Consider the following 26,374-nt stretch of genomic DNA (forward strand, 5'->3'; position numbering starts at 1 on the left):
ACCGGAGCGTGCGCCGACTCCCTCGCTCGACTCCCGCGGGCGGTCCGGCCGCAGGGCGCTGACCAGGTACGTTGGTCGCGTGGGCTCTCGTCTCCCGGCGGGCGAGTGGACGGCCGCTCCGGGTGCTCCGGCCGCGCGCCTCCGGCCGCCGCGGGCCGGTCTGCGTGGCCGGGACCGGGAGTGGCACATACTGACCCGCACGCTGAGCGCGGCCGAGGCCGGCCGCGGCGGAGTGGTGCTGATCGACGGCCAGTCGGGCATGGGCAAGACCCGGCTGCTCGCCGCGGCGGCCGAGACGGCGGCGGCCCGGGGCTTCGCGGTCGCCCGGGGCGGGGTGGAGGAGCCGGGGCGGCTGGAGCCGCTGGCGCCGCTGACGGCGGCCCTGGGGGAGTCCACCCAGACGCTGCTGGCCTCCGTGGCGAACATCCGCGGCGACGCGTCCGACCTGCGGCTGTGGCTGGTTCAGGAGCTCCAGGCCCGGCTGGAGCGGCGCGTCACCCAGGGCCCGCTCCTGGTGACGCTCGACGACCTGCACTGGGCCGACCCGACGACGCTGCTCGCGCTGCGCACCCTGATCCCGGAGCTGGCCTCGTACCCGCTCGTGTGGATCCTGTCCCGTACGACCGGAAACGGCGCCGGCGTGGACCGGCTGTACGAGGTACTCGAACGCGAGGGCGCCACGCGGATGAGCCTGGGCGCGCTCGACGACCGGGCGGTGGCCGAGGTCGTCGCCGACGTGCTCGGCGCGACCCCCGACGCGGAGGTGCTGGCGCTGGCCGCCGGCGCGGGCGGCAATCCGTTCATGCTCGTCGAACTGCTCGGCGGCCTCCTCGACGAGAGCGCGGTGAAGATCGGCGACGGTCACGCGCGCCTGGTCTCCCAGCGGCTCCCGCACCGGGTGCAGGAGACGGCGCGACGCCGGCTGGGGCGGTTGTCCGCGCACTGCCGTCGTGTCCTGCAGGTGGCGGCCGTCCTCGGCCGCTCGTTCGACGCGAACGACCTCGCCGACATGCTCGGCGAACTGCCCAGCCGGCTGCTGCCCGCGGTCGAGGAGGCGGAGGCGGCGGGAGTCGTCGTGCCGGACGGGGACCTGCTGGCGTTCCGGCACGACCTGCTGTGGCGGGCGATGACCGAGAGCATGCCGGAGCCCATGCGCCGGGCCCTGCACCGCCAGGCCGCGGGCATGCTGCTCGACCGCGGCGGCTCGTCCATCCGCGCCGCCGCGCACCTGCTGTGCTCGGCCGGGCCGGGCGACCCGGAGGCCGTGGCAGGGCTCGACCGGGCGGTACGCGAGGTGCTGCCGTCCTCCCCGCAGACCGCGGCCGAGCTCGCCCTGCGCGCCCTCGAACTCACCCCGCCCTCCGACGCCGGCCGGTTCGACCGTACGGTGACGGCCATCTCCACGCTCAGCAACGCCGGACGGCAGGCCGACGCGGCCGAGCTCGCACGCACCGCGCTGAAGCGGGCCACGCGGCCCCGGCAGGCCGCCCGGCTGCGGCACGAGCTCGCGTGCACGCTCATGCTCGCCGGGCGGGCCGCCGAGGCGGTGACGGAGGCGGAGCGGGTGCTCGAACAGCGGGACCTGCCGGACGAGCTGCGCGGCGTCGCCGAGCAGGTGCTGTTCCGCGGCATGTTCGCCAACCACGACCGGCGCGGGCACGAGCGGGCGGAGGCGGTCGTGGCCGGCGGCGAACGCCACGGCCCGATCGCCCTGACCGGCGCGCACATGCTGCTCAGCACCGACACCTGGGCCGAAGGACGGTGCGCCGAGGCGATCGGGCACATCCGCGAGGCCACCCGCATCGCGGCGGGCGGGCCGCTCAAGGCCAAGTACGCGCACCCGCGCCTGCACCTGATCAGCCTGCTCACCGACACCCGGCAGCTCGAGGAGGCCGAGAGCGTCCTGCGGATCGCCGACGAGGAGATCACGGCGCTCGGCCACACCGCGTACAGCCCGTGCCCGGCGATCCTCCGCGCCCGGCTGCGCCTCGCGCAGGGCCGGCTCGACGACGCCGCCGCCGAGGCACGGGCGGGGCTCGGCAGAGCCGACGAAGTGGGCACGCACGCGTTCGACCTGCTGGCCTTCGCGGTGCTCGCTCTCGTCGGCGTGCTCCGCGGCGACATCGACGCCGCCGTGCGGAGCGTGGACCGGTACGAGTCCTCGCACCGCGGGGGCCGGGGCGCGACGTACGGGATGCGCTGGGGCGACTGGGCCGTCACCCGGGTCGTCGACGCCCGGGCGGGCGCGGAGCGGGCGATCGAGGAGTTCCACTCGCGGTTCCTGGGCACCCTCGAACACCGCCGGCTGCTCATGACCGAGCCCAACGCCGCCGCCTGGCTGACCCGTACCGCCCTCGCCGCCGGCGAACGGCCGGTCGGGGAGACCCTCACCGCGATGGCCGAGACCCTCGCCCGCGACAACCCCGGCTTCCCGACCTACGCCGCCTCCGCCGCCCACGCGCGGGGGATCGCGGACGCGGACCCCACGGCGCTGGCCCGGGCGGTCGCGACCTACCTCGAACCCTGGAGCCGTGCCTCGGCGGCCGAGGACCTGGGCGTCCTGCGCGCCCGTACGCCGGCAGCCCGCGAGGCGGCGATCCGCGACCTGGACGAGGCGCTGGCCGGCTACCGGCACGTCGGCGCGATGCGGGACGCGGCACGGGTCCGCGCCCGGCTGCGGGAGTTCGGGGTGCGGCGCCGCGACCACCAGGCGGAGCGTCCGGCCTCCGGGTGGGCCGCGCTCACCGACACCGAGCGCGCCATCGCCGCGCTCGTCGCGGAGGGACTGACCAACCCCCAGGTCGCCACCCGCATGTTCATCTCACCGCACACCGTGAAGTTCCACCTCGGCCAGGTCTTCCGCAAACTCGGCATCGGCTCGCGCGTCGAGCTGGCCCGCCTCGTCGCCGAGCACACGCCGCCCGTCCCCAAGTGAACGATCTCGGCCCCGAGGTACGCGCCGGACCCGGCGCGAAGATGTCCCCGGTGCCCTGTTGACGCAGGTCCGTCGCGGGGTGCGATGGTGGAGTGAGCACACATCGTCACAGGCATGTGTCGAGGTGGTGATCGGGGGATGGCGGATTTCGGGGACCGCGCGCTCCGGATCGGGGTGCTCGGCTCCTACGGGGGACTTAACCTCGGCGACGAGGCGATCCTCACCTGCGTGCTGGACGGCCTCCGGCAGATCCGCCCGACCGCCGAACTGATCATCTTCAGTCGTCACCCGGAGGACAGCCGGCGCCGTTTCGGCATGACCGCGGTGCCCTACACCGGGGTGTCGCAGAGCCAGTTGATCGAGGCGGAGACCGGGCTGGACCTCCTGGTCCTCGGGGGAGGCGGCGTGCTCCACGACGGTCAGGCGGGCGCGATCATGCGGCCGGTACGGCTGGCGCAGGAACTCGGCATCCCCACCTTCGGCTACGCGATCGGCGCCGGGCCGCTGACCGACCGGGCGGAGATCCGCCTCGTCCGCGAGGTCGTAAAGAACATGACCGACCTGACGGTACGGGACCACGAGTCGATCCTGGTACTGGAGAACGCCGGGGTCGGCCGGCCGATCTCGGTGACCGCCGACGCCGCGGTCCTGCTGGAGCCGGAGGACTTCACCGAGGAGATGCTGCTGCGTGAGGGCATCGACGACCACGACCGCCTGGTCGGCATGTCGGTACGCGAGCCGGGCCGGGCGGCCGACCACCTCGACGAGGCCAGCTACCACGAGCTGCTCGCGAACGCCGCGGACTTCATGACCTACCGGCTCCAGGCCCAGACGGTGTTCGTGCCGATGGAGCGGGGCGACATCGCGCACGCCCACGCGGTGCTGTCGGCGATGAACGCCCCCGAGACCGCGCGGATCCTCAACCGCGCGTACCGTCCCGCGCAGATCGCCGGGCTGATGCGTCACCTGGACTTCGCCGTGGGCATGCGCCTGCACTTCGTGATGTTCGCCGCGCGCGCCGGCGTCCCGGTCCTGCCGCTGCCCTACGCCGGCAAGGTCTTCGACTTCGCGCAGGCGGTCGGCGCGCCCGCCCTGACCGGCGTGGCCAGGCGGGAGACCGGACCTCTCCTGGCCGAGCTCGACCGGCTGTGGGACGAACGCGACGCCTGCACCGAACGCCTGCGGCAGCGCTTCGCGGTGCTGCGCGAGCGTGCGCTGCAGAACCTGGAACGCTGCCGCGCCCTGATCGACGGCCTGGAGGTCCGGGCTGCCCCGACGGCCGGCATGGGCGCGGACCTGGGAGGAGCGGATGCCGGACCTGTTCGTCCACAACGCTCGTGAGCACGGCCTGGCCGGCGACGGCAAGACCAACGACCAGCCCGCGCTGCAGGCCCTCGTGCACGAGCTGGGAGACGCCTACGGCGCGGACGGCCGGCCCCGGACGATCTACTGCCCGTCGGGGGTGTACTCCATCCAGGACGAGGCCACCGTCTGGCGCAGCGGGGTCTCGCTGATCGGGGCCGGCCCGGCGGCCACGCGGTTCACCCTGTCCAACCCCGGCAACGCGGAGGCCGCCACGCCGCTGGCGTTCTTCACCGCCCTGCAGCACGGGGCGAGCCCCGGCAAACCGATCGCCGACTGCACCTTCGCGCACTTCGAGATCGACGGCTCGGACATGATCCTGCCCGAGTACGACGTGTACGCCAAGGGACTGGGCCTGCAGTTCGTGCTCCGCGGCCGGTTCCGCGACCTGTACATCCACGACACGCCCGCGACCGGGTTCGGCTGTGACTTCCTGCAGGACTCCTTCGTGGAGGGGCTTCTCGTCGTGCACTGCGGGCGGCTGGAGCACGGCGAGTGGCTGGGCGGAGCCGGCATCGGCATCGGGACCGGCGGCTGGGGGCCCACCGAGCGGTGCACCGTCTCCTCCTGCACCACCGTGCGCAACGGCACCAACGGGATCTTCTTCGAGCTGCAGAACCGCCGCTGGGCACCGACCCGCGGTCTCCGGGTGATCGGATGCCATTCGGAGGGCAACCGGTTCGGGATCTCCGACTGGGGCGCCGAGGGACTCATCGTCTCCGGCTGCACGCTCATCGCCAACCACCAGGCCGGCTACGACGTCTCGGCGCTGGGCACCTCGGCGGTCGCCGGGCGCGGCGGGATCGTGACCGGCTGCGTGATCGAGGACAACGTCTGGGACGGCGTCGCCATCGGGAACACCCCCGGCCCCTACACCGTCTCGGGCAACCGGATCAGCTGCAACGGCCGCTACGGGTACTGGCAGCACAACCTGTCCGGCGGCGCGCAGGAGGAGGCGGCGGACATGATCGTCGAGGCCAACGAGTTCTGGGGCAACGGCCTGGAGGGGATCTACGTCGCCTCGGCGCTCCGCGACCCGGCCATCGGCGGGAACCGGATCCGCAACAACGGCCGGCGGGTCGAGCCGGCGGCGAGCGGCGGCGGCGAGACCGTCGCCTACACCGCGCAGTCGGTGATCGACACCGCCGCCTGCTGGCGGCCGAACGGGCACATCGGCAAGTGGGTCACGGCCGACGCGCAGCAGGCCGTCGTCATGGCCAACACCGAGAACGAGCTCGTCCTCGCCTCGGTGCGCCCCGGTGCGACGACGGCATGGGCCGAGGGCACGCCCGAGCCCGGCGTGCCGTACCGGCTGCCCGGCACGCCCAGGGTCCGGGCCGGCATCACCCTCGCCGCCGGCGTGCACGACCCCACGATCCGCGACAACCGCGTCTGGGACGGCCAGGCGCGCAAGACCCAGACCCACGGCCTGGCCATCACCGAGGACGGCGTCTGCGGCGGGGGCTGGATCCACGACAACGACCTCACGGGCAACGCCGACGCTCCCGTCCGCTTCGACACGGCGCCGACGGGAGGCTGCTGGCGGCACAACCACGGCATCGACGAATGCCCCGGCGCTCCCTGACCGGACGGACGCCCCGCCGTGCCACGCGCGGTCCCGTCCCCCGCGGCGGGGTGCGGTGCACGGACCGCCGCGGATCACGCTCCCTCGTTCTGGAGAGGGATCACCGGCGCCTGGCCCATCCTGATGCTGAACACGATCGCGCCCGCGAGCGCGAGCAGCAGTGCCACGGCCCCGGCCACGACGGCGGCGCGGGCGACGGCCTCCGACTCGGGCCGGGGGCCGAGTCGCAGTTCGAGCCAGGCGAGCACGATCGACAGCACCGAGACGGGCAGCACCGCGAACCACAGCGAGCCAATCACATAGGTGACGGTGCGCCCGACGATGTCCATGTACGGCGAGACCGGGCCGGCCAGACCCGTCCGGTAGATCCGTAACGGGGTGGGTCGGATCAGCAGCAGCCAGGCCGCCCACGTGGCCACCGCCAGCACGAGCCCGACCACGCTCAAGGTGATCGACGCGATCGCCAGTCTGTCGTAGCCCACCGCACGGGTGTCCCGTGCGTCGTCGGCCGTCTCGGTGTCCGCCATGGGTCCTCCTTCGTTTCGCGCAGCATCGCGCGGAACCGGGGTCGGGACCAGACCCAACCGAAGGCGCGGCGGTCAGGTGCGGGGACAGCCCGTCACTGCCCGGGAGGGACCGGAGGGCGAAGGCGGCCCAGCTCGGGATCGCGGGCCAGGGCCACCGCCAGGTCGCGGAACGCCTTGATCTCGGGCCGGAGATCGTCCCTCCGGCTGATCAGCGCGCTCGCCTCCCACGGCGCGTCGACGACCGGTATGGCGCACGTGCCGGGCGCGCGGTAGTAGCGCCCGAGCGAGTGCAGCGTGCCGGCGACGCCCCATCCGGCGGCGATGCTGGTCATCAGGTCCTGCGCGGAGGTCGCCCGGCCCACGCCCCAGCGGGTCTCCATGCCGTTGCGGGCCGCCGCGAAGCTCCCGTATTCCGACAGCAGCCGGGGTGTGGTCTCGGGAAAACGGACGAAGTCCAGGTCGAGAACGTCCGCGAGCCGTACGCCTTCCGCGTCGGCGAGATCGCAGGCCGCCACCGTGAGGAGGATCCGCGGCTCGACGGTGAGGGTGTCGGTGACCACGCGTTCGTCGTGGGGAGCCGGCCGGATGAAGGCGACGTCCACGCGGTGTTCGAGGACGGCCGACAGGAAGTCGGTGAAGCCGAGGCTCTCGACCACGAGGCGGGTGCGCGGCTGCGCGCGGCAGAAGGCGCGCAGGATGGCGGGCGTCAGCTCCGCGGCGCCGGGGGCCATCACGCCCACGCGTATCACCGTTTCGCGGGTGCCGTGCAGGTCCTTCACGGCGGTGCACGCGGCGTTCGCGGCGGCGACCATGGCCTGGGCGTGGGGCAGGAACCGCGCACCCGCCGGCGTCAGCGACACCGGCGAGCGGTGCAGGAGCGGGGTTCCCAGGTCCCGCTCGAGCTGGCGGACATGTCCCGTCACCGCGGGCGGAGACAGGAACAACCTGCTCGCCGCGCGCGCGAACTGCCCTTCCTCGACCACCGCGAGAAAAGACTCGACATGCCGAAGCTGCATATCGCTACGCTATGTTACCAACGCTGGTAAAAGCCGATGTGGCCGCCGGAAGCGGCGCCGGCTCCGGTCCGGCCGGGCCTCCGCCGCGTGCTCACCGCTCCCCGCCCCGCCAGGCTCCCCGTCCCGGGCCGCGCGGGGCTTCCCGTCCCGGGCCGCGCGGGGGCTTCTCATCCCGGACGCGCCGAGCTTCCCGGCTCCGCCGGCGCCCGCGTTCGGGGGCCTGGACGCATAACTGTTAAGAACCTTGACAGATATGGCGCGCGGTCTGACGATGGTGCGCACGCGGATCCGCATCCCTGCTCGCCCGACTTCGTGACGTCCTCACCCGGCCGAGGCCGGGAGTCCGCCGTGTCCCGCCTGCCCCAGGGCGGGGCACGGCCGTCACCCCCAGGAGCCCCCATGCGACCACGTACGCCCCTGCGTGCCCTCCTCGCCACAACCGCGCTGATCCTGTCCGCGTTCGGCCTCGTCACGGTCACCACGACGACCGCCGGCGCCGCCGGCCTGCCCACCCACGTGTTCGCCCCCTACTTCGAGGCCTGGACGGGGGACGACCCTGCGGCCCTGTCCCAGCAGTCCGGCGCCAAGTATCTGACCATGGCGTTCATCCAGACCGCCGGCCAGGGATCGTGCACGCCGTACTGGAACGGAGACACCGGTTCGCCGATCGCCTCGTCCTCCTTCGGCGCCTCGATCTCCTCGATCCAGTCCGCCGGCGGCGACGTCATCCCGTCCTTCGGCGGCTACACGGCCGACAACACCGGCACCGAGATCGCCGACAGCTGCACCGACGTCGGCCAGATCGCCGCGGCGTACGAGAAGGTCATCACGACGTACGGCATCACGCGGATCGACCTCGACACCGAGGACAACTCGCTGACGAACTCCGCCGGCATCGACCGCCGCAACAAGGCGGTCAAACAGGTGGAGGACTGGGCCGCCGCGAACGGCCGTACGGTGCAGTTCTCCTACACGCTGCCCACGACGACCGGCGGCCTGGCGGCGAGCGGGCTCAACGTGCTGCGGAACGCGGTGTCCAACAACGCCCGGATCGACGTCGTCAACATCATGACGTTCGACTACTACGACAACGCCTCGCACGAGATGGCGAACGACACCAAGACCGCCGCCACCGGCCTGCACGGCCAGCTCGCCACCCTCTACCCGGGCAAGAGCTCGGCGGAGCTGTGGAACATGATCGGCGTCACGGAGATGCCCGGGATCGACGACTTCGGGCCGGCCGAGACGTTCACCACGGCCGACGCCGCACCGGTCGAGCAGTGGGCCGCGAGCACCGGGATCAACACGCTGTCGTTCTGGGCGCTCCAGCGGGACAACGGCGGCTGCCCGGGCACCGGCGGCGCGAATGACTGCTCGGGCATCGCGCAGGACACCTGGTTCTTCAGCCACGCGTTCGAGCCGTTCACCGGTGGGGGCGGCACGCCCGCGAACGACTTCTCGATCGCGGTCGCGCCCTCCGCGGCGGCCGTCGACCCCGGTGGCTCCACGTCAGCGACGATCAACACGGCGGTGACGTCCGGGTCCGCCCAGTCGGTCGCGCTGACGGTGAGCGGCGCGCCCTCCGGGGTGACCGTCTCGGTCAGCCCGGCGTCGGTGACCGCGGGCGGATCCGCCACGCTGAAGCTGACCACGACGTCGGCCGCCGCACCCGGCGGCCATCCGATCACGGTCACCGGAAAGGCGGCCTCGGGCAGCCACAGCACCACCTTCACGCTCACCGTCAACGGCTCGGGCGGTGGCGGCGGTTCGCTGGTCAACGGCGGCTTCGAGTCGGGCCTGAGCCCGTGGACCTGCCAGGCCGGCGGGACCGTCGTGTCCTCGCCGGCGCACTCGGGCGGGCACGCGCTGCAGGTCGCCGCCACCTCGAGCCAGACGGGCGAGTGCGACCAGTCGCTCACGCTCCAGCCGAACCACGCCTACACGCTGACCGGCTGGGTCCAGGGCGGCTACGCGTTCGCCGGGGTCTCCGGTGACGCGACCGCGAGCACCTGGGCGTCGTCCAGCGGCTGGACCAAGCTGACCGTGCCGTTCACGACCGGCTCGACGGGCAAGGTCACGGTTTATGCCCACGGCTGGTACGCCCAGGGCCCCGTATACGCCGACGACTTCGCCGTCTCCTGACCGCCGCCGAGCGTGCGGTGGCCCCCGCCGGACCACCGCACGCTCGCCGGGACCCGTCCGACGGTGAGACGCCTTCCCCGCGGTGGCCCTGGACATCGGCCCGCGCGCCCGGTCGAATGTCGATGTGAAGATTCTCTCCCGGTTGCTCGTCGCCCTGCTCGCCCTGCTCGCGCCGTCCGGCGTCCTGGTGGCCACGCCGTCTTCCGCGGCGGAGCCGGCCACGGCGTACGTCGACGTCGCGGTGGCCACCGCGTGGGTGCGGCCGGGGCTCGACCGGCCCGTCGACGCGCCGGCCGTGGCGAACCCGGCCGACATACGGAAGTGGACCGCGGACATGACACTGGCGCAGCGCGCCGCCCTCGTCGGCCGGCTGGAGACCCAGGCGCTCTACGGCACGCCCGTGCGGATCCTCGAACGGCAGGGAGACTGGGTGCACGTCGCCGTCACCGGCCAGCCGACGCCGCGCGACCCGCTCGGCTACCCGGGCTGGGTGCCCGCGCGCCAGCTGACCCAGAACGCGGGCTTCGCCACCCTGCGGCGGTCGCGACCCGTCGCGACGGTGACCTCCGCGAGCGCGTGGCTGTCCACCGACCCGGCCGGCCGCCACCACGAGATGGAACTGTCGGCCGACACCCGCCTGCCGGTGCTGCGGCGGTCCGGTCCGGCGGTGCTCGTCGCCACGCCCGACCGCGGCGGGCGCTGGCTGCCCGCCCGCGACGTGCGGGTGCGGGACACGGCGGCGAGTCTGCCCCGGCCCACGGGCGCCGATCTGGTCCGCACCGCCAAGATGTTCGCCGGGCTGCACTACCTGTGGGCGGGCACGTCGTCGTTCGGCTTCGACTGCTCCGGGTTCACCCACACCGTCTATGACCTGAACGGCGTCACGATCCCGCGCGACTCCGACGCCCAGAAGGACGGAGGGCGGCCGGTGGACCGGGCCGACCTGCGACCCGGCGATCTGATCTTCTACGCCCACGACCACGGCACCGGATCGATCCACCATGTCGGCATGTACATCGGCGACGGGTACGAGATCGACGCCCCCGCCAACAGCGCGACCGAGGAGAGCCCACTGGAGATCGTCAAGGTGGACGAACACCGGTACGCGGACGAGTACGCCGGGGCCGCGCGATACCTCTGATGGACCACATCGGACGGCGGCCACCGCCGGTCATCTGCGTCCAACACGCTTACGTGATCACAGCGGTGGCCGTCTCGAACTCCAAATGCGGCTGGAGTGCTAGTACCTGGTTTAGTCGCGGCCGTGCCGGGCGGTCATGTCGCGGTCAGTACCAATTGTGGGAAACCTCGTGTGCCCATGCGGCGCTGGGGCTCCCGTATCGGTCGCGGATGTAGTTGAGACCCCACTGGATCTGTGCCTTGTAGTCACCGAGATCGAACACGTGGCCGTGGCCGAGCGCCTGGGGGATGCCGGCCGCTCCGCTCGACGGGTTGACGGCGTTGGCGTTCCAGCCGCTTTCCTGGTTCCAGAGCTTGACCAGCGATTCCCAGTTGCCTTCGTCGCTCCAGCCGTACTGGGCCATCAGCGACTTGGCGTACGCCTGCGCCTCCCGCGCGGAGGCGCTGTGCGTGCTGGTGTCGCCACTCGCCGACGGACCGGGTCCATGAGAGCCGCTCGTTCCATACGGAGCGGCGGGAGGGCCGGTGGGATGGCCGTTGCCGGGATTAGTAGGACTCAGTCCGCCCAGCGCCTGCGCCAGGTCGGTGTCCGCGCGCCCCGCCTTCGCCACCGCGGCGTTGATCTTCGGCTGGAGGTCGTTGATGTGCGTCTGGGCGTCGTGGACGAGTTTGTTGACGTCGGCCTGGGTCAACGACTTCTTTCCGTGCGTGTCCATCGTGACCGAGCCGACCGCGGGCGGGGTGTAGGACAGCTGTCCGGTCTTGGCGTCGACCGTGAGTCCATAGCCCTGCGCCTGGGAGGTCAGGCCGATGAGTGTGTTCTTGGCCTCGTCGAATGCCCTGCCCGCCGTGATCAGTGCCGTCTCGACCTTTTTCAGCTTTCCGGCCGAGTTGATCAGGCCGGAGTGCGTGCCGTCGACCTTCTCGCGTGCGAGCACGGCCGGCGGGCCGTCCCAGCTCTGCTTGTCGATGTGGTGACCGACCTGTTCCTTCAGATATCCGGCGTGGACCAGAACGGCGTCCGCCCAGTCCTTCCACGCCCCGGCGCTCTTATGGAGCATCGACGGATCGGCCTTCATGACATCGCCATAAGTGACGGACATGTTCAGATCTCCTGGCGGGGCGTCAACCCGCGCAGCCGGTTGACGTCGGCCTCAGCGCCATGTTGGCCACGTTTGCTGTTGTGGTGGGTCTCGACCAGCCGGTCGTAGTAGCCATGGATGTCGGTAGCGTGACCGTGAACGTGCTGGTGCCAGGCCGCGTGCAGCTCCAAGAGCTTCCCGTGCCAGTCGAACGCCTCGTGACCGGCGGCCGCCGATACACAGCCGTCGACCAGATCGTCGGTGTGTTTCCGCAGGCCGTGAGCGGTATTCGCGGCACCCTCGGCGGCTGTCAACAGCTTGCCGTAATTGACGTACCGATTGAGATCTGTGTTCTCGGTCATCACTCCGCCTTGTATGGACGACTTACATCGTGCGGTTGACATCGCACCAATGAAGGCTCATCAACGGTACCGCTTTGCCCTGTGTCCGAACCACCGCGCCGCACCGAGATAGCCGGATATAGGCGTTGAAACCAGTCCGATAGCGGCGCGACGCCGCCGGCACCGAGCCTTAGGTGGACCTCGTACGCCGCTCACAGCGCGCCCAGGTCCACGCCGTTGCCGATCGCGGCATAGCCGGCGTCGTTCGGGTGCAGGTGGTCGCCGGAGTCGTACGGCGGGAACAGGCGGCGTGGGTCGGCCGGGTCGCGTACGAGCGCGTCGAAGTCGATCACCGCGTCGAACGTCCCGCTCCTGCGGATCCAGGCGTTGACCGCCCGCCGGACGAGTTCCTCGCGCGGGGAGTAGTACACGCTGCCCCTGAACGGCGTGAGCGTGCCGCCGATCACGCGCAGGCGGCGCGCGTGGGCGCGGGCGACGATCGTCGCGAGCCCCGCGGTGATCCGGGCGGGGTCGCGCTGGCGCGGTGGCAGGTGAATGTCGTTGATGCCCTCCAGCACGATCACCGTGCGCACGCCGGGGCGGCTGAGGACGTCCCGGTCGAGCCGTTGAAGCGCCGGCTCACCGCGTGAGCCTCCGCCGAGCAGGATCCGGTTGCCGCCGATCCCGGCGTTCAGCACGGCGAGCGGGCGGCGGCCCCGGGCCAGCCGGGCGGCGAGGACGTCGGTCCAGCGGTGGTCGGCGCCGTCGGTCGACCGGTAGCCGTCGGTGATGGAGTCGCCGAGGGCGACGACCGCGCCCCGCGCGCCACCGCCGGTGACGTCGACGCCCGAGACGAGGTGCCCCGCGTGCGTGACCGCCGAGAACACGCCGGCGTCCAGCGCGTCCGCCGCGTCGGTGCCGCTCGCCAGCAGGGAGCGGCGCAGCCCGATCGGGTGGACGCTCAGCGGGGTGGCGTACCCGGGGGTGTAGGTCGTGACGAACAGGTCGTGCGCCGCGGGCACTCTGAGGCGGACCGGATCGCTGACGGCCTCGGTGCCGGGGGCGATGGAGACGGAGGCGCTGCGGTGGAACCTGACCTGGCGCAGGGTGCCCGGCGCCACCTGGGCGCCGCTGACCGCCGGAAGCGCCACCGTGGTGTGCGCGACGAGCAGGGGAGCGGTGCCGAAGGCGTTGGACAGCCGTACACGCAGCGCCGTGCCGCCGACGCTCGTGTGCACCACGTCGCGGATCGTGCAGTCGACGCAGCGGTTGGCGGCCGCGGTGACGACCGCGCTCTCCCAGGTGCCCACCCATGCGGGGGCGCTGGGCTCACGGGCCAGGGTGCGAGCCCGTACGGACGCGGGGCCGACGACGAGCAGGGCGACGCCGCACGCCACCGCCACCAGCCTGCGGAACGCGCTCCTCCAACCCAAGGCGACCGTCCATCTTCTGTGCTTCCGGGGGAGTCTCTCGTCCCAGGGGCCCGCCGTCAAACGACTCTCGAATATCCGGACGACCCGGTATCCGGACGACCCGGCGGGAAAGTCCCTGGCCGCCGGGGCTGCCGGTGCCGATCCGAGGGCCGGTCAGCGGGTCCCGTGGGCGAGCAGTGCGTGCGCCGGGACGGACACCCGTCCGTCGCCGGTGGCGTACGTCGTCAGCCGCCGGTCGTAGACCTCCTTGACGCGGGCGATGGTCGGCGGGTCCTGGCGGAGCAGGACGACGGCGTTCGAGCCGACCCTGGCCATCGCGCCGTTCTCCCACCATTCGTCCGGCTCGAACGTGAAGTCCCAGTCGAGGTGCTCCACCCGGGCCTCGCGGAACACGCCGTCGACGAGGGCGGCGAACGCGTCCGGCCGGCCGTAGGTCATGAACGGGCTCGGCGGTACGTCGTCCGGCCAGGCGACGCCGACCTCCTCCATGGCGTCGCGCACGACGGCCAGGACCCCGCTGCCCGGCATCGTCCAGCACGTCAGCGCAAGGCGCCCGCCCGGGCGCAGCACCCGGCGCAGCTCCGCGAGCGTCGCCTCGGGGTCGCCGACATGGTTGATGACGAAGTTGCCCACCACGGCGTCGAACGTCTCGTCCTCGTAGGGGAGCGCGGGCAGGATCGCCACGCGTACGTCGGCATCGGGGGCGTTGCGCGCGGCGGTGTCGGCCATCAGCGGATCGGCGTCCACGGCCGAGACCTTCGCGCCCCGGCGCACGGCCTCGGCGGCCACGAACCCCGGCCCGGTGCCCAGGTCGAGCACCCGGCTCCCCGGTCCGACCCGTGCGGCGTCGAGGAGCGGTGCGATGGTGTGCACGGTCAGCCGGGCGAACCCGCGGGCGTACACGCCGGCACGCCCGGCCCACAGGTCGCGTTCGTACGCGTCGAAGTCCGTCATGCGGGGAGCGTATGCCAGCGCCACGACGTTCGGCGCGTGGATCCGGTGTACGGGTGCTCCGGGTGCGCGGCCGTGTCAGGATCGGCTCATCGGGCGGTGGCCGGATCACCGCGACGACGGGAGGTCGGGCATGGCGGCGGGAGCGGACCGGCGGGAGCTGTTCAGCGAGGAGCGTTCGGCCGAGGTCGTGGAGGCGAGCCTGGAGGGCACCCGCGATCCCCGGCTGAGGCAGGTGCTGGGCTCGCTCGTCCGTCACCTGCACGACTTCGTCAAGGACGTCGAGCCGACCGAGGACGAGTGGAACGCCGCGATCGCCTTCCTCACCGCGACCGGGCACAAGTGCGACGACGTGCGCCAGGAGTTCGTGCTGCTCTCCGACGTCCTGGGCGTCTCGATGCTGGTCGAGACCATCAACCACCGGGCGAAGGGCGTCGCGACCGAGTCGACCGTCCTCGGCCCCTTCCACGTCGTGGAGTCCCCGCCGCGGCCCCTCGGCGCGAACATCTCCCTCGACGACCGGGGCGAACCCTGCCTGGTCACCGGACGTGTCACCGGGCCGGACGGCGAGCCGGTCGGCGGGGCCACGGTCGACGTCTGGCAGGCCGACGCGGAGGGGTACTACGACGTGCAACGGCCCGGGGAGGTCCCCCCGTCGAACCTGCGCGGCCTGTTCACGACGGAGGCCGACGGCCGGTTCTGGTTCCGCACGGTGATGCCCCGCTACTACCCGATCCCCGCCGACGGGCCCGTCGGCGCGCTGCTCGAGGCCACCGGCCGCCATCCGTACCGGCCGGCCCACATCCACTTCCTCGTACGCGCCGCGGGGTACGCGCCGGTGACCACGCACGTGTTCGCCGCCGACAGCCCGTACCTGGACTCCGACGCGGTCTTCGGGGTCAAGCCCGGCCTCGTACGCGACTTCGCCGTCGTGGAGGACCCGGTGCGTGCCGCCGAGCTGGGCCTGCCGGACCGGTTCCGCGAGGTCGGGTTCGACGTCGTCCTCCTGCGCACGGAGGAATGATCGCCTCCGGTGGGTAAACCGCCGATGACTCCTGGAGTCAAGCGGCCGTAGATCACCGTAGCGGTATTCAAAACCTCGGGAATTCAGCCGCAAAACACACGCGAAGCAATCGTCAAGATTGACGTCTGGGGCCGCCGGGGCCGTTGTTACCTGCGGATTAACGGTGTCATAGTCGGATAAGTCGCAGAAAATGCGCATCTTTACAAGGCATTGGCGTGACCGACGTGTCGTCACGCGTAAGCCGATCAAAGGAGGTGGCTTCCATGGGAATCTCACGGCGAATGGGAGTAGCGATCTCGGGCCTGGCCTTCGCGGGAGCGACGGTGGTGACTCTCGGTACCGCGGGGCCGGCGAGCGCGCAGGCTCCGACCGTCACGCCGCGGCATTCCGTCACGGGCTACTCCGTCGTCGACAGACACCGGCGCTGGAGGCACCGCGGCTGGACCTACGACTACTACTGGTGGGGCTGCGGCTGTGGCTGCTGCTGACCGTCTGAACACGCAGTCCGCGATCAGGCGGTGACCCGTTGGGGTCTCGTGGCCGGGCCCGAGACCCCAACCACACGTTCAGCGCCGCGCGAGAGTGGCGCACAGGCGGGCGAGCGCGGTGGTGTAGGCGTGTTCCGGCGGGGTCGCGTAGCCCACGACCAGGGCGGGCCGGCCGGCGTCCTCCGCCCGGCGGTAGTCGTCGAGGCCCTCCAGCGCGAGGCCGCGCCGGTGGGCGCGCGCCACGATCTCCTCCTCGTCCGCGCCGGGCGGGAGTTCGAGCAACGCGTGCAGGCCGGCGGCCAGGCCGGTGACGCGCACCTGCGGCGCCTCGCGCCGCAGCGCGCTCACCAGGCGGTCGCGACGACGGCGATAGGCCAGCCGGCAGCGGCGTATCTGCCGGTCGTAGCCGCCGCAGGTCACGAACTCGGCCAGCGTCAGCTGTTCGAGCGTGCTCGTGTGGCCGTCCGCGAGCCGCTTGGCCTCGGCGACCTCCTCCACGAGCCCGGCCGGGAGCACCAGCCACGCCAGGCGGAGACCCGGCGCCAGGCTCTTGCTCGCGGAGCCGGCGTACACGACGTGCTCGGGCGCCAGCGCCTGCAGGGCGCCCACCGGCCGGCGGTCGTAGCGGAACTCGCCGTCGTAGTCGTCCTCGATGATCAGACCGCCCGTCTCGTGCGCCCAGCGTACGGCCTCGGCCCGCCGGTCCGGGGACAGCGGCACGCCCAGCGGGAACTGGTGCGCCGGCGTCAGCAGCAGTGCGTCGGCCGCCGGGCCGATGACGGCGCCGTGCTCGTCGACCGGCACCGGGCGGGTCCGCAGGCCGGCGGCGGAGATGACCTCGGCGTGCCGCCGGTGACCGTACGCCTCGATGCCCACGGTCGCCGAACCTCGCGCCCGCAGCACCCGCGTCAGCAGGTCCAGGGCCTGAGTGAAGCCCGCGCACACGACGATCCGCTCGGGGTCGGCGTGCACGCCGCGGGCGCGGGCGAGGTGGCCGGCCAGGGCGGTCCGCAGCGCGGGAAGCCCGCGCGTGTGCCCGTAGGTCAGGGCGTCGGGCGGCGCGGCCTGCAGAGCCCGGCGCGACGCGGCCGCCCAGGCCGTGCGGGGGAACAGCGACACGTCCGGCGAGCCGGGCCGCAGGTCGTGCCGGATCGCGGGACGCGTGCGCGACGCCGCGGCACGCCCCGGCCCGGTCGCGCCGGTCCGGATCGCATCGGACGCCGGGCGTCCCGGCCCGGCCTGTCCGGTGGGGACGGGCGGCCGGGCGGCGACGCGGGTGCCCGCGCCGGACCGTGCCGTGAGCCAGCCCTCGGCGACGAGCCGGCTGTACGCGGCGGCGACCGTGTTGCGCGCGACCCCCAGGTCACCAGCCAGCGCCCGGGAGGAGGGCAGGCGCGTCCCCTCGGCCAGCCGGCCCGTTTGCACCGCCTCGCGCAGCGCGGACTCCAGCGCCGCGCCCACGCGGGCGCCGGTCACCTCCAGATGCAGGTCCACGCCCGAGATGGCCCAGGTTTTCGCCATGAAAACGGACCATACTCCTGGGCCGTCCACCGTCGAGGCTCGATGGCATGACGACGACATCGACGATCCCGGTCCGGCTCGACTTCGACACGCACGCCGCGACCGAGTAATGGGGTGCGGAGCAACAAATACCCTGGCCAGGGCATATGTCCGGCCTTGGTGGGCCAAGGTGGCCGACGGCCGTTACCGAAACGTTATGTCCTGACTCTCTTGACGGGAGTCGGAATGGCGTCCACCGTCGGGCGTGAGAGCGCTCTCAGAAAGCAAGACCGCCCCACGACCGAGCGACGTCCGTCGCCGGATCGCGGCTTCGGCGGCCGCCACCGCCGTAGCCGCGCCTCCCTACCCCCAGAAAGGGAGACGCCACGTGCGACCCACCCTCCGTCCTCCGGCGCGCCGTCGCGCGCCCGCCCACCTCATGGCGATCGCGTCCGCCGCGATCATGCTTCTCGTCGGCTTTCTCGTGGCCGGCACCCCGCTCACCGCCGGCGCGGCCGGGACTCCCAAGGCCGCCGCGTGCGGCGGGAGCGACGTCGCGCTGAACCGGCCGGCGACCGCGTCGTCCACGGAGAACTCCGGCACCCCCGCGTCGGCGGCCGTGGACGGCAACACCGGCACCCGCTGGTCCAGCGCCTTCAGCGACCCGCAGTGGCTCCAGGTGGACCTCGGCTCCTCGCAGCAGATCTGCCAGGTCACGCTCACCTGGGAGACGGCCTACGCCAAGGCCTTCCAGATCCAGGTGTCCGACAACGCCTCCACCTGGACCACCGTCTACAGCACCACGACCGGCACGGGCGGCACCCAGACCCTGAACGTCAGCGGCACCGGCCGCTACATCCGGATGTACGGCACCACGCGCAGCACCCAGTACGGCTACTCGCTGTGGGAGTTCGCGGTCTACTCCGGGACCACCACGACGCCGCCGCCGGACTCCTTCTGGGGCGACACCAGTGACATCCCGGCCGCGCACAACGTCCTCGAGCTGAAGATCCTCAACCGGACGAACGGCCACTACCCCGACAGCCAGGTCTACTGGAGCTTCAACGGGCAGACGCACTCGATCGCCGAACAGCCCTACTTCGACATGCCCGCCAACTCCGCCGGCCGGATGTACTTCTACCTGGGCTCGCCGAACAGCCAGTACCGGGACTTCATCGAGTTCACCGTCGGGCCGGACGTCTTCAACGGCAACACGACGCGCGTCGACGGCTTCGGGCTGAAACTGGCCCTGCGGCTGCACGCCCACGACGGCTACGACACGCAGGTCGGCGAGGACCAGGCGACGTTCGCCGAGGACCGGTCCGCGACCTTCCAGCGGTTCCAGAACGAGGTCCCGGCCGAGTTCAAGCACCTGGCGACGGTCCAGGCCCCGTACTACATCCCCGCGCCGGGCAGCGACAGCGCGTTCCGCACCGGCGGGCAGTACGCGAACTACTTCACGAGCTACGCCCAGGCGAACGGCGTGAACGAACCCACGTCCAACGTGTTCGGATGCGCGGGCTCGCTGGCCGGCAACCCGAACATGTGCGCCGCGCTCAACCGGCACGTCGCCGGGCAGTCGCAGCAGTCGGACCCGAGCCAGTACTACAAGGCCGCGCCGGCCAACTACTACGCCAAGTTCTGGCACGACCACGCGATCAACCACCTGGCCTACGGCTTCCCCTACGACGACGTCGCGGGCCGGTCCTCGTTCATCTCCCACGGCGACCCGCAGTACCTCCTCGTCGCCGTCGGCTGGTGAGCCGCCCCGGCCGCGCCTGAAAGCGCTCCACCGGAAGTCGACCGTCACCTCGCCAAGGGGGTCGTACGGGTGGGTCTGTACGGCCCCCGCAAAGGAGCACACCGTGTTGTTCGATCGGCAAGACAGGCACCTCCGCGCCTCGTGGGCGCACCGGCTCAAGGTGGGAGCCGGCGCCCTCATCCTCGCCGTCGGCGTGATCACGCCCGCCACCGTCGCCGCGAGCGCGCCCGCCGGGGCGGCTCCCGCCCGGCCCGCCGCGGTGCCGGCCCCGCCCGCCGGGTTCACCACCACGTGGAGCGACGACTTCACCGGAGCGGCCGGCACCGGCCTGAACACCGGCACGTGGAAGTACGACACCGGGCCGGGCAGCGGCTTCGGCACCGGTGAGATCGAGACCATGACCAACAGCACCGCGAACGCCTACCAGGACGGCGCGGGACATCTCGTCCTCAAGGCGCTCCACTCCGGCTCGGACCCGCGCGCCGGCTGGACCTCCGGGCGGGTCGAGACGCAGGCCGCGACGTTCGGCGCGCCCGCCGGCGGCGTCGTCATGATGCAGGCGTCGATCCAGCAGCCCAACGTGACCACCGCCAACGGGGCCGGTTACTGGCCGGCGTTCTGGATGCTCGGCTCGACGCTGCGCACCGGTACGCCGTGGCCGACCTCCGGCGAGGTCGACATCCTCGAGGACATCAACGGCCGCAGCTCGGTGTTCGGCACCCTCCACTGCGGCACGAACCCCGGCGGTCCCTGCAACGAGTCCACCGGGATCGGCAGCGGTGAGCGGGCCTGCTCCGGCTGCCAGACCGGTTACCACACCTACGCCGTGCAGATCGACCGGTCGGTGTCGCCGGAGCAGATCCGCTGGTATCTCGACGGCAACAACTACTTCACGCTGGCCGCCAACCGTGTGGACGCCACCACCTGGGCGAACGCCGTCGACCACCCGTTCTTCATCATCTTCGACCTGGCGATGGGCGGCGGGTTCCCCGACGCGTTCGGCGGTGGGCCCAACGCCTCGACCGTCTCCGGCGGCTCGCTCAACATCGACTACGTCGCGGTCTACAACAAGGCGCCGGGCGGAGGCGGTGGCACGGGGACGAACCTGTCCCAGGGACACCCGACGACCGCCTCGTCCACCGAGGCGCCCGGCACCGCCGCGGCCAACGCCACCGACGGCAACACGGGCTCACGCTGGTCCAGTGCGTTCAGCGACCCGCAGTGGCTCCAGGTCGACCTCGGCTCGGTGCGCCAGCTCAGCCACGTCGTCCTGAACTGGGAGGCCGCCTACGGCAAAGCGTTCCAGATCCAAAGGTCCACCGACGGCACGAACTGGACGACGGTCTACTCGACGACCAGCGGCACCGGGGGAGTGCAGGACGTGAGCGTCTCAGGCTCGGGCCGGTACGTGCGGATGTACGGCACACAGCGCGGCACGCCGTACGGCTACTCGCTGTGGGAGTTCCAGGTCTACGGCACCTGACAGCGGGAGCGGGTGGTCCGGGGCGCCGGCCGGCGCCCCGGACCACGCCGTCACTCCTCGCCCGAGCCCGCCTCGGCGTCCGCCTTCTCGGTCTCCTGCGCACCCTCTCCGGTGCCGTCCGCGAGCGTCATGAGCAGGCCGTTGAGCCGCTCGACGAACTCGGCCGGGTCGTCGATGCGGGCGCCGAGCGTCAGCACGGACTGGTTGTAGAGCACGTGCGCCCAGTCGGAGAGGCGCTGCTCGTCGGTCTCCCCGTCCAGGCGGCGTACGAGGGTGTGCTCGGGGTTGATCTCCAGGATCGGCCGGCTCGGCATCCCCGAACCCCGCATGCGGCGCATGAGGTTCATCTCGATGTCCGGCTCGTCGGCCACGATGCAGGCAGGGGAGGTGGTGAGCCGGTTCGTGGTCCGCACGTCGGACACCTTGTCGCCGAGGGCCTCCTTCAGCCGCTCGACCAGGCCGCTGAGCTCGGTGCCGGCCTTCTCACCCGCCTCCTTCTCGGCCTCGTCCTCCATCGCGCCGAGGTCGGAGACGCCCTGGGCGACCGACTGGAGCCGCTTGCCCTCGAAGTCGGGCAGGCTCGTCACCAGCCAGTTGTCGATGGCCTGGCCCAGCAGCAGCACCTCGATGCCCTTCTTGCGGAAGATCTCCAGGTGCGGGCTGCTCTTGGCCGCGGCGGGCGTCGGGGCGAGGAGGTAGTAGATCTTGTCCTGGCCCTCCTTCATCCGCTCGACATAGTCGCCGAGGGAGGTGTCCGGCTCGTCGGTCGCGGACTTCGTGGTGGTGAACCGCAGCAGCTTGGCGATCTCGTCGCGGTTGGAGTAGTCCTCGGCCACGCCCTCCTTCAGGACGTCGCCGAACTCCCGCCAGAACGTGGCGTACTTCTCCGGCTCCTTCTCGGCCAGGTCCTTCAGCAGCCGCAGCACCTTCTTGACCGCGCTGGAACGGATGTTGTCGACCACCCGGCTGCTCTGCAGGATCTCGCGGGAGACGTTGAGCGGCAGGTCGGCCGAGTCGATGACCCCGCGGACGAACCGCAGGTAGTTCGGCATCAGCTGACCGGTGTCGTCCATGATGAACACCCGCTGGACGTGCAGCTTCACGCCATGGCGCGCCTCGGGCATCCACAGGTCGAACGGCGCGGTCGCCGGGATGAACAGCAGCAGGGTGTACTCGTAGGTGCCCTCCATCTTGCTGTGCAGATGGGCGAGCGGGTCGGCGAAGTCGTGCGCGACGTGCTTGTAGAACTCGTTGTAGTCGGCGTCGCTGATCTCGTTCTTCGGGCGGGCCCACAGCGCGGAGGCGCGGTTGACGGTCTCCTCGCCGGCCTCGTCGCCCTCCTGCGGCATCACGATCGGCAGGCTGATGTGGTCGGAGTACTTCTGGATGATCGTGCGCAGCCGGTGGTGGTTGAGCAGGTCGTCCTCGCCCTCGCGCAGGTGCAGGACGAGTTCGGTGCCGCGCTGCGCGCGCTCGACGGCCTCCAGGGCGTACTCCCCGCGGCCGTCCGACTCCCAGCGCACGGCCTCCTCGGCGGGCAGCCCGGCACGGCGGGTGGTCAGGGTCACCCGGTCGGCCACGATGAACGAGGAGTAGAAGCCGACGCCGAACTGGCCGATGAGCGTCGCGTCCTTGCGCTGGTCGCCGGTCAGCGCCTGGAAGAACTCACGGGTGCCGGACTTGGCGATGGTGCCGATGTTGTCCATCACCTCCTGCCGGCTCATGCCGATGCCGTTGTCGGTGATGGTGATCGTGCGCGCGTCCTTGTCGAACGAGACGTGGATCCGCAGCTCTTCCTTGTCCGCGCCCTCCTCCTCGAGGCCGGGCTCGGTCAGCTGCGCGAACCGCAGCCGGTCGATCGCGTCGGAGGCGTTGGAGATCAGCTCCCGCAGGAAGATCTCCTTGTTGCTGTACAGCGAGTGGATCATCAGGTCGAGAAGCTGGACGACCTCGGCCTGAAAGCTGAACCTCTCCTGTTGTGTCGGCGCGCTCATCGGGTACTCCTGCTCCCTGCGTCAACTCGTCTCCGGCCCGCGCGAACGCCGCGCGGCACCGTCCAAAGGCAGGATCTCAGGGTAGCGAGATCCGCTTCGTCCCCGCGTCAGCCGACCAGTTTCGCCGGGGTGATCGGAAGGTCGCGCACGCGCCGTCCGGTGGCGTGGTGGACGGCGTTGGCGACGGCGGCGGCGGTGCCGACGATGCCGATCTCCCCGATGCCCTTGGAGCCCATCGGGTTGAGGTGGGGATCCTCCTCCTCCACCCACACCGCGTCGATGTCCTGGACGTCGGCGCAGGCGGCCACGTGGTACTGCGCGAGGTCGCGGTTCAGGAAACCGCCGTCGCGCTCGTCCACGACCGTCCGCTCCATCAGGGCCATGCCCACGCCCATCGTCATGCCGCCGATGAACTGCGACCGCGCCAGCTTCGGCTCGAGGATCCGCCCGGCGGCGAACACGCCGAGCAGCCGCGGCACGCGGACCTCGCCGGTGTCGATGTCGACCCGTACCTCGGCGAACTGCGCGCCGAACGCGTGCCGGGAGAAGCCGGAGTCGGCCTCGACGTCCTCGGTGGTGTCGGCGGTGCCGCGCTCACCGTTCTTCAGCAGCGCCTCGCAGGCCCGTACGACCGCCGACCCCCACGACGCCGTCCCCATCGAACCGCCCGCGACCGAGGCGCGCGGCAGCGCGCTGTCGCCGACCTCGACGCGCACGCGCTCGGGGGCGGTGCCCAGCGTCTCGGCCGCGATCCGCGTGAGGACCGTACGCGCGCCGGTGCCGATGTCGGCGGCGGCGATCCGGATGACGAAGTCGCCGTCCTCGACCGTGGCGCCGGCCGCGGACGCCATCCGTCGCGCCGGATACGTGGAGGCGGCCACGCCCGTACCGACGAGCCAGCGCCCGTCGAGCCGGATGCCGGGCCGGGGGTCGCGCCGCTCCCAGCCGAACCGGCGGGCGCCCTCCCGCAGGCAGGCGACCAGGTTGCGGGAGCTGAACGGCAGGTCGTTCTCCGGGTCGACCTCGGGTTCGTTGCGTATGCGCAGCTCGATCGGGTCGATGCCGGCGGCGACCGCGAGTTCGTCCATGGCCGACTCCAGCGCGAACATCCCGGGGCACTCCCCGGGTGCGCGCATCCACGACGGCGTGGGCACGTCGAGGCGGACGAGCCGGTGGGTCGTCCGGCGGTTCGGTGCCGCGTACATGACCCGCGTGGGCGTGGCGGTCTGCTCGGCGAACTCCATGAGCGTCGAGGACTGCTCGACCGCCTCGTGGCTGATCGCGGTCAGCCGCCCCTCGGCGTCCGCGCCGAGCCGGACGCGCTGGATGGTGGGCGTGCGGTAACCGGTGAGGTCGTACATCTGCTGCCGGGTCAGCGCCAGCTTCACCGGACGCCCGGCGGCCCGCGCCGCGAGCGCCGCGAGGATCGCGTTCGGTCGCGTGGTGCCCTTGGACCCGAAGCCGCCTCCGACGTGCGGCGCGACCACCCGTACGCGCTCCGGCGGCAGGCCGAGCACGTCGGCGATCGTGTCGCGGTCGCCGGAGGCGCCCTGGGTCGAGTCGTACAGCGTCAGGTCGCCGTTCTCCTCCCAGACGGCCATCGTGGCGTGCGGTTCCATCGGGTTGTTGTGCAGCGTGGGCGTCGTGTAGGTCGCGTCGACGGTGACCGCCGCCTCGGCGAACCCGGCCTCCACGTCGCCCCGCCGGGTCTCGGCCGGGAACGCCGGGTTGACCTTCTCCGGGGTGTAGAGGCCGGGGTGGTCCGCGCGCAGCAGCACGTCGTGCGGTTCGGCGTCGTAGGTGATCCGCACGCCGTGTTCGGCGGCCTCCCGCGCCGTCTCCAGCGTCCTCGCCACCACCGCCGCCACGAGCTGCCCGCGGTAGGCGACCCGGTCGCTCTGGAACAGCGCGAGCTCGGCGTCCTCCCGGGACCCGAGCGCCGGCGGATCCGCACAGGACAGCACGGCCAGCACGCCCGGCGTCGCGAGGGCGTCGGCGGCGTCGATCGAGCGGACCCGCCCGCGGGTGACCGGCGCCTGGACGGGATGGACGTACGCGACGTCCTCGACCGGGTACTCGACCGCGTACCGCGCGCGGCCGGTGACCTTCTCACGTCCCTCGACGCGGTTCATCTGACCAGCTCCTGCAGGGTCCGGACGATCAGGTTGCGGGCGAGGGGCACCTTGTAGGCGTTGCGCGGCAGCGGCCGGGCCTCGGCCAGTTCGGCCTCGGCCGCCCGGATGAACTCCTCCTCGGTCGCCGGGGCGCCCCGGAGCGCCGCCTCGGCCCGCTCGGCCCGCCACGGCGCGTGCGCGACGCCGCCGAGGGCGAGCCGGCAGTCGCGTACGGTGCCGCTCGCCTCGTCGACGTCGAGCACCGCGGCGACCGAGACGAGCGCGAAGGCGAACGACGCCCGCTCGCGTACCTTCCGGTAGTGGGAGCGGCCCGGGGGCGGCGGAGGCAGCACGACCGCCGTGATCAGCTCGCCGGGCACCAGCACCGTGTCGCGTTCCGGCGCGGCCCCGGGAAGCCGGTGCAGACCCGGGATCGGCACGACCCGGTCGCCGGCGGGGCCGGTGACGTGCACCTGCGCGCCGAGCGCGGCGAGCGCCACCGCCATGTCGGAGGGATGGGTCGCCACGCAGTGCTCGGAGTGCCCGAAGATCGCCAGATTCTCGTGGTCGCCCGGGATCGCCGGGCATCCCGAGGCGGGCCGGCGCTTGTTGCAGGGCCGCGAGACGTCCTGGAAGTACGGGCAGCGGGTGCGCTGCAGCAGGTTGCCGGCGGTCGTCGCCATGTTGCGCACCTGGCCGGAGGCGCCGCTGAGCACGGCGCGGGCCAGCATCGGGTACCGCTCACGGACCGCCGGATGCGCGGCCAGGTCGCTGTTGCGCACGGCGGCGCCGATGCGCAGGCCACCGCCGTCGTCGGTGTCGATCGTGTCGTACGGCAGGCGCGTGACGTCGACGAGGGAGTCCGGCCGGGCGACGCCGAGGCGCATCAGGTCGACGAGGTTGGTGCCGCCTCCGAGGTACATCGTGCCGGGCCGGAAGCGCTCCAGCGCCTCCCGCGCGTCGGCGGCGCGCGAATACTCAAAAAGCTTCACCGCGCCGCCTCCTGGATCGCGGCGACGATGTTGACGTACGCGCCGCAACGGCACAGGTTGCCGCTCATGCGTTCGCGGATCTCCTCCGGCGTCAGTGGCGGATCGTCGCCGGTGAGGTCGGGGGTGACCGCGCTCGGCCCGCGCTCGGCGAGCATGCCGGCGGCCGAGCAGAGCTGGCCGGGCGTGCAGTAGCCGCACTGGAAGGCGTCCCGCTCCACGAAGGCGGTTCGCAGGGGATACGGCTCGTCGCCGAGGCCCTCGACGGTGGTGACCTCGACCCCGTCACAGGCGACCGCGAGGGCGAGACACGCGTTGGCCCGCCGCCCGTCGATCAGAACCGTGCAGGCGCCGCACTGCCCGTGGTCACACCCCTTCTTCGTGCCGGTCAGCCCCAGGCGCTCCCGGAGCAGGTCGAGCAGCGAGGTGCGGGGATCGGTGTCCAGTTCGCGCGTCGATCCGTTGACCCGCAGTGTTATCTCCGCCATGGGCGGCGCCCTACCCGC

At 72.1% G+C, this 26,374-nt stretch carries 20 protein-coding genes; 9 read left to right on the plus strand and 11 right to left on the minus strand.

Features of this window, described 5'->3' with window-relative positions:
- The first annotated feature begins 79 nt into the window (after positions 1 to 79).
- The 3 genes from ABEA10_RS25805 to ABEA10_RS25815 all read left to right on the plus strand — a co-directional run bounded on the left by ABEA10_RS25805 (position 80) and on the right by ABEA10_RS25815 (position 5,882).
- Positions 80 to 2,935: a helix-turn-helix transcriptional regulator gene (locus tag ABEA10_RS25805; RefSeq protein ID WP_345468368.1), complete on the plus strand. Its 2,856-nt coding sequence runs from the start codon at positions 80 to 82 to the stop codon at positions 2,933 to 2,935.
- 138 nt (positions 2,936 to 3,073) lie between these two features.
- A complete protein-coding gene (locus ABEA10_RS25810) occupies positions 3,074 to 4,276 on the plus strand; it encodes a polysaccharide pyruvyl transferase family protein (protein WP_345468370.1) in 1,203 nt (400 codons plus the stop codon).
- Positions 4,245 to 5,882 carry a right-handed parallel beta-helix repeat-containing protein gene (locus ABEA10_RS25815; RefSeq protein ID WP_345468372.1) on the plus strand — a complete coding sequence of 546 codons (1,638 nt, stop codon included), beginning with the start codon at positions 4,245 to 4,247 and terminating at the stop codon, positions 5,880 to 5,882. Before ABEA10_RS25810 ends, ABEA10_RS25815 begins: the two co-directional genes overlap by 32 nt.
- A gap of 74 nt (positions 5,883 to 5,956) precedes the next feature.
- Here ABEA10_RS25815 and ABEA10_RS25820 read toward each other — a convergent pair whose 3' ends face one another.
- Entirely contained in the window at positions 5,957 to 6,409 is a 453-nt protein-coding gene (locus ABEA10_RS25820; RefSeq protein WP_345468375.1) for a hypothetical protein, read from the minus strand.
- A 92-nt stretch (positions 6,410 to 6,501) separates the two neighbouring features.
- On the minus strand, positions 6,502 to 7,425 hold the full coding sequence (locus ABEA10_RS25825; protein WP_345468377.1) for a LysR family transcriptional regulator: 924 nt from the start codon (positions 7,423 to 7,425) through the stop codon (positions 6,502 to 6,504).
- A 399-nt stretch (positions 7,426 to 7,824) separates the two neighbouring features.
- Here ABEA10_RS25825 and ABEA10_RS25830 point away from each other — a divergent pair, with 399 nt between their 5' ends.
- Both ABEA10_RS25830 and ABEA10_RS25835 read left to right on the plus strand, forming a co-directional pair.
- Positions 7,825 to 9,567, plus strand: coding sequence for a carbohydrate binding domain-containing protein (locus ABEA10_RS25830; RefSeq protein WP_345468378.1), 1,743 nt, complete (start codon positions 7,825 to 7,827; stop codon positions 9,565 to 9,567).
- 124 nt (positions 9,568 to 9,691) lie between these two features.
- Positions 9,692 to 10,708, plus strand: a complete 1,017-nt coding sequence (locus tag ABEA10_RS25835; RefSeq protein WP_345468381.1) for a C40 family peptidase — start codon at positions 9,692 to 9,694, stop codon at positions 10,706 to 10,708.
- A gap of 145 nt (positions 10,709 to 10,853) precedes the next feature.
- Here the strand turns inward: ABEA10_RS25835 and ABEA10_RS25840 are convergent, their stop codons facing one another.
- The 4 genes from ABEA10_RS25840 to ABEA10_RS25855 form a co-directional block, all read right to left on the minus strand.
- Complete coding sequence (locus ABEA10_RS25840; protein ID WP_345468383.1) at positions 10,854 to 11,810, minus strand: aggregation-promoting factor C-terminal-like domain-containing protein; 957 nt, start codon at positions 11,808 to 11,810, stop codon at positions 10,854 to 10,856.
- A 2-nt stretch (positions 11,811 to 11,812) separates the two neighbouring features.
- On the minus strand, positions 11,813 to 12,151 hold the full coding sequence (locus tag ABEA10_RS25845; protein ID WP_345468385.1) for a hypothetical protein: 339 nt from the start codon (positions 12,149 to 12,151) through the stop codon (positions 11,813 to 11,815).
- A gap of 191 nt (positions 12,152 to 12,342) precedes the next feature.
- Positions 12,343 to 13,563 (minus strand): SGNH/GDSL hydrolase family protein, encoded by a 1,221-nt coding sequence (locus ABEA10_RS25850; protein ID WP_345468387.1) that lies wholly within the window; start codon positions 13,561 to 13,563, stop codon positions 12,343 to 12,345.
- 153 nt (positions 13,564 to 13,716) lie between these two features.
- Entirely contained in the window at positions 13,717 to 14,517 is an 801-nt protein-coding gene (locus ABEA10_RS25855; RefSeq protein ID WP_345468389.1) for a class I SAM-dependent methyltransferase, read from the minus strand.
- A 130-nt stretch (positions 14,518 to 14,647) separates the two neighbouring features.
- Between ABEA10_RS25855 and ABEA10_RS25860 the strand changes: the two genes are divergently transcribed.
- Together ABEA10_RS25860 and ABEA10_RS25865 are read left to right on the plus strand one after the other, a co-directional pair.
- Complete coding sequence (locus ABEA10_RS25860) at positions 14,648 to 15,538, plus strand: intradiol ring-cleavage dioxygenase (RefSeq protein WP_345468391.1); 891 nt, start codon at positions 14,648 to 14,650, stop codon at positions 15,536 to 15,538.
- 263 nt (positions 15,539 to 15,801) lie between these two features.
- Positions 15,802 to 16,026, plus strand: a complete 225-nt coding sequence (locus ABEA10_RS25865) for a hypothetical protein (protein ID WP_345468393.1) — start codon at positions 15,802 to 15,804, stop codon at positions 16,024 to 16,026.
- A 78-nt stretch (positions 16,027 to 16,104) separates the two neighbouring features.
- Here the strand turns inward: ABEA10_RS25865 and pdxR are convergent, their stop codons facing one another.
- Positions 16,105 to 17,547 (minus strand): MocR-like pyridoxine biosynthesis transcription factor PdxR, encoded by a 1,443-nt coding sequence (gene pdxR, locus ABEA10_RS25870; RefSeq protein WP_345468395.1) that lies wholly within the window; start codon positions 17,545 to 17,547, stop codon positions 16,105 to 16,107.
- Between the two features lie 367 nt (positions 17,548 to 17,914).
- On the opposite strand from pdxR, the gene ABEA10_RS25875 reads away from it, so the two are divergent.
- Together ABEA10_RS25875 and ABEA10_RS25880 are read left to right on the plus strand one after the other, a co-directional pair.
- A complete protein-coding gene (locus ABEA10_RS25875) occupies positions 17,915 to 19,288 on the plus strand; it encodes a beta-1,3-glucanase family protein (RefSeq protein ID WP_345468397.1) in 1,374 nt (457 codons plus the stop codon).
- 103 nt (positions 19,289 to 19,391) lie between these two features.
- Complete coding sequence (locus ABEA10_RS25880; RefSeq protein ID WP_345468399.1) at positions 19,392 to 20,771, plus strand: discoidin domain-containing protein; 1,380 nt, start codon at positions 19,392 to 19,394, stop codon at positions 20,769 to 20,771.
- A 50-nt stretch (positions 20,772 to 20,821) separates the two neighbouring features.
- On the opposite strand, the gene htpG is transcribed toward ABEA10_RS25880, so the two are convergent.
- The 4 genes from htpG to ABEA10_RS25900 form a co-directional block, all read right to left on the minus strand.
- Positions 20,822 to 22,765 carry a molecular chaperone HtpG gene (gene htpG, locus ABEA10_RS25885; protein WP_345468401.1) on the minus strand — a complete coding sequence of 648 codons (1,944 nt, stop codon included), beginning with the start codon at positions 22,763 to 22,765 and terminating at the stop codon, positions 20,822 to 20,824.
- Between the two features lie 107 nt (positions 22,766 to 22,872).
- Positions 22,873 to 24,897, minus strand: coding sequence for a xanthine dehydrogenase family protein molybdopterin-binding subunit (locus ABEA10_RS25890; protein ID WP_345468403.1), 2,025 nt, complete (start codon positions 24,895 to 24,897; stop codon positions 22,873 to 22,875).
- The gene (locus ABEA10_RS25895) at positions 24,894 to 25,871 is read right to left on the minus strand and encodes an FAD binding domain-containing protein (RefSeq protein ID WP_345468405.1); all 978 of its coding nucleotides are present in this window, start codon (positions 25,869 to 25,871) and stop codon (positions 24,894 to 24,896) included. The genes ABEA10_RS25890 and ABEA10_RS25895 overlap by 4 nt, the downstream gene beginning before the upstream one ends.
- Complete coding sequence (locus ABEA10_RS25900) at positions 25,868 to 26,356, minus strand: (2Fe-2S)-binding protein (protein WP_345468407.1); 489 nt, start codon at positions 26,354 to 26,356, stop codon at positions 25,868 to 25,870. The genes ABEA10_RS25895 and ABEA10_RS25900 overlap by 4 nt, the downstream gene beginning before the upstream one ends.
- Between the last annotated feature and the right edge of the window lie 18 nt (positions 26,357 to 26,374).

It is taken from the genome of Actinoallomurus oryzae (genome assembly GCF_039541955.1).
Classification (GTDB): Bacteria; Actinomycetota; Actinomycetes; order Streptosporangiales; family Streptosporangiaceae; genus Actinoallomurus; species Actinoallomurus oryzae.

Bases quoted from the DNA above. Each gene is read 5' to 3' on its own strand.
- ABEA10_RS25810 (WP_345468370.1), top strand. From the start codon at position 3,074: ATGGCGGATTTCGGGGACCGCGCGCTCCGGATCGGGGTGCTCGGCTCC.
- ABEA10_RS25815 (WP_345468372.1), top strand. From the start codon at position 4,245: ATGCCGGACCTGTTCGTCCACAACGCTCGTGAGCACGGCCTGGCCGGC.
- ABEA10_RS25820 (WP_345468375.1), bottom strand. From the start codon at position 6,409: ATGGCGGACACCGAGACGGCCGACGACGCACGGGACACCCGTGCGGTG.
- ABEA10_RS25825 (WP_345468377.1), bottom strand. From the start codon at position 7,425: ATGCAGCTTCGGCATGTCGAGTCTTTTCTCGCGGTGGTCGAGGAAGGG.
- ABEA10_RS25830 (WP_345468378.1), top strand. From the start codon at position 7,825: ATGCGACCACGTACGCCCCTGCGTGCCCTCCTCGCCACAACCGCGCTG.
- ABEA10_RS25840 (WP_345468383.1), bottom strand. From the start codon at position 11,810: ATGTCCGTCACTTATGGCGATGTCATGAAGGCCGATCCGTCGATGCTC.
- ABEA10_RS25845 (WP_345468385.1), bottom strand. From the start codon at position 12,151: ATGACCGAGAACACAGATCTCAATCGGTACGTCAATTACGGCAAGCTG.
- ABEA10_RS25855 (WP_345468389.1), bottom strand. From the start codon at position 14,517: ATGACGGACTTCGACGCGTACGAACGCGACCTGTGGGCCGGGCGTGCC.
- ABEA10_RS25860 (WP_345468391.1), top strand. From the start codon at position 14,648: ATGGCGGCGGGAGCGGACCGGCGGGAGCTGTTCAGCGAGGAGCGTTCG.
- ABEA10_RS25865 (WP_345468393.1), top strand. From the start codon at position 15,802: ATGGGAATCTCACGGCGAATGGGAGTAGCGATCTCGGGCCTGGCCTTC.
- pdxR (WP_345468395.1), bottom strand. From the start codon at position 17,547: ATGGCGAAAACCTGGGCCATCTCGGGCGTGGACCTGCATCTGGAGGTG.
- htpG (WP_345468401.1), bottom strand. From the start codon at position 22,765: ATGAGCGCGCCGACACAACAGGAGAGGTTCAGCTTTCAGGCCGAGGTC.
- ABEA10_RS25890 (WP_345468403.1), bottom strand. From the start codon at position 24,897: ATGAACCGCGTCGAGGGACGTGAGAAGGTCACCGGCCGCGCGCGGTAC.
- ABEA10_RS25900 (WP_345468407.1), bottom strand. From the start codon at position 26,356: ATGGCGGAGATAACACTGCGGGTCAACGGATCGACGCGCGAACTGGAC.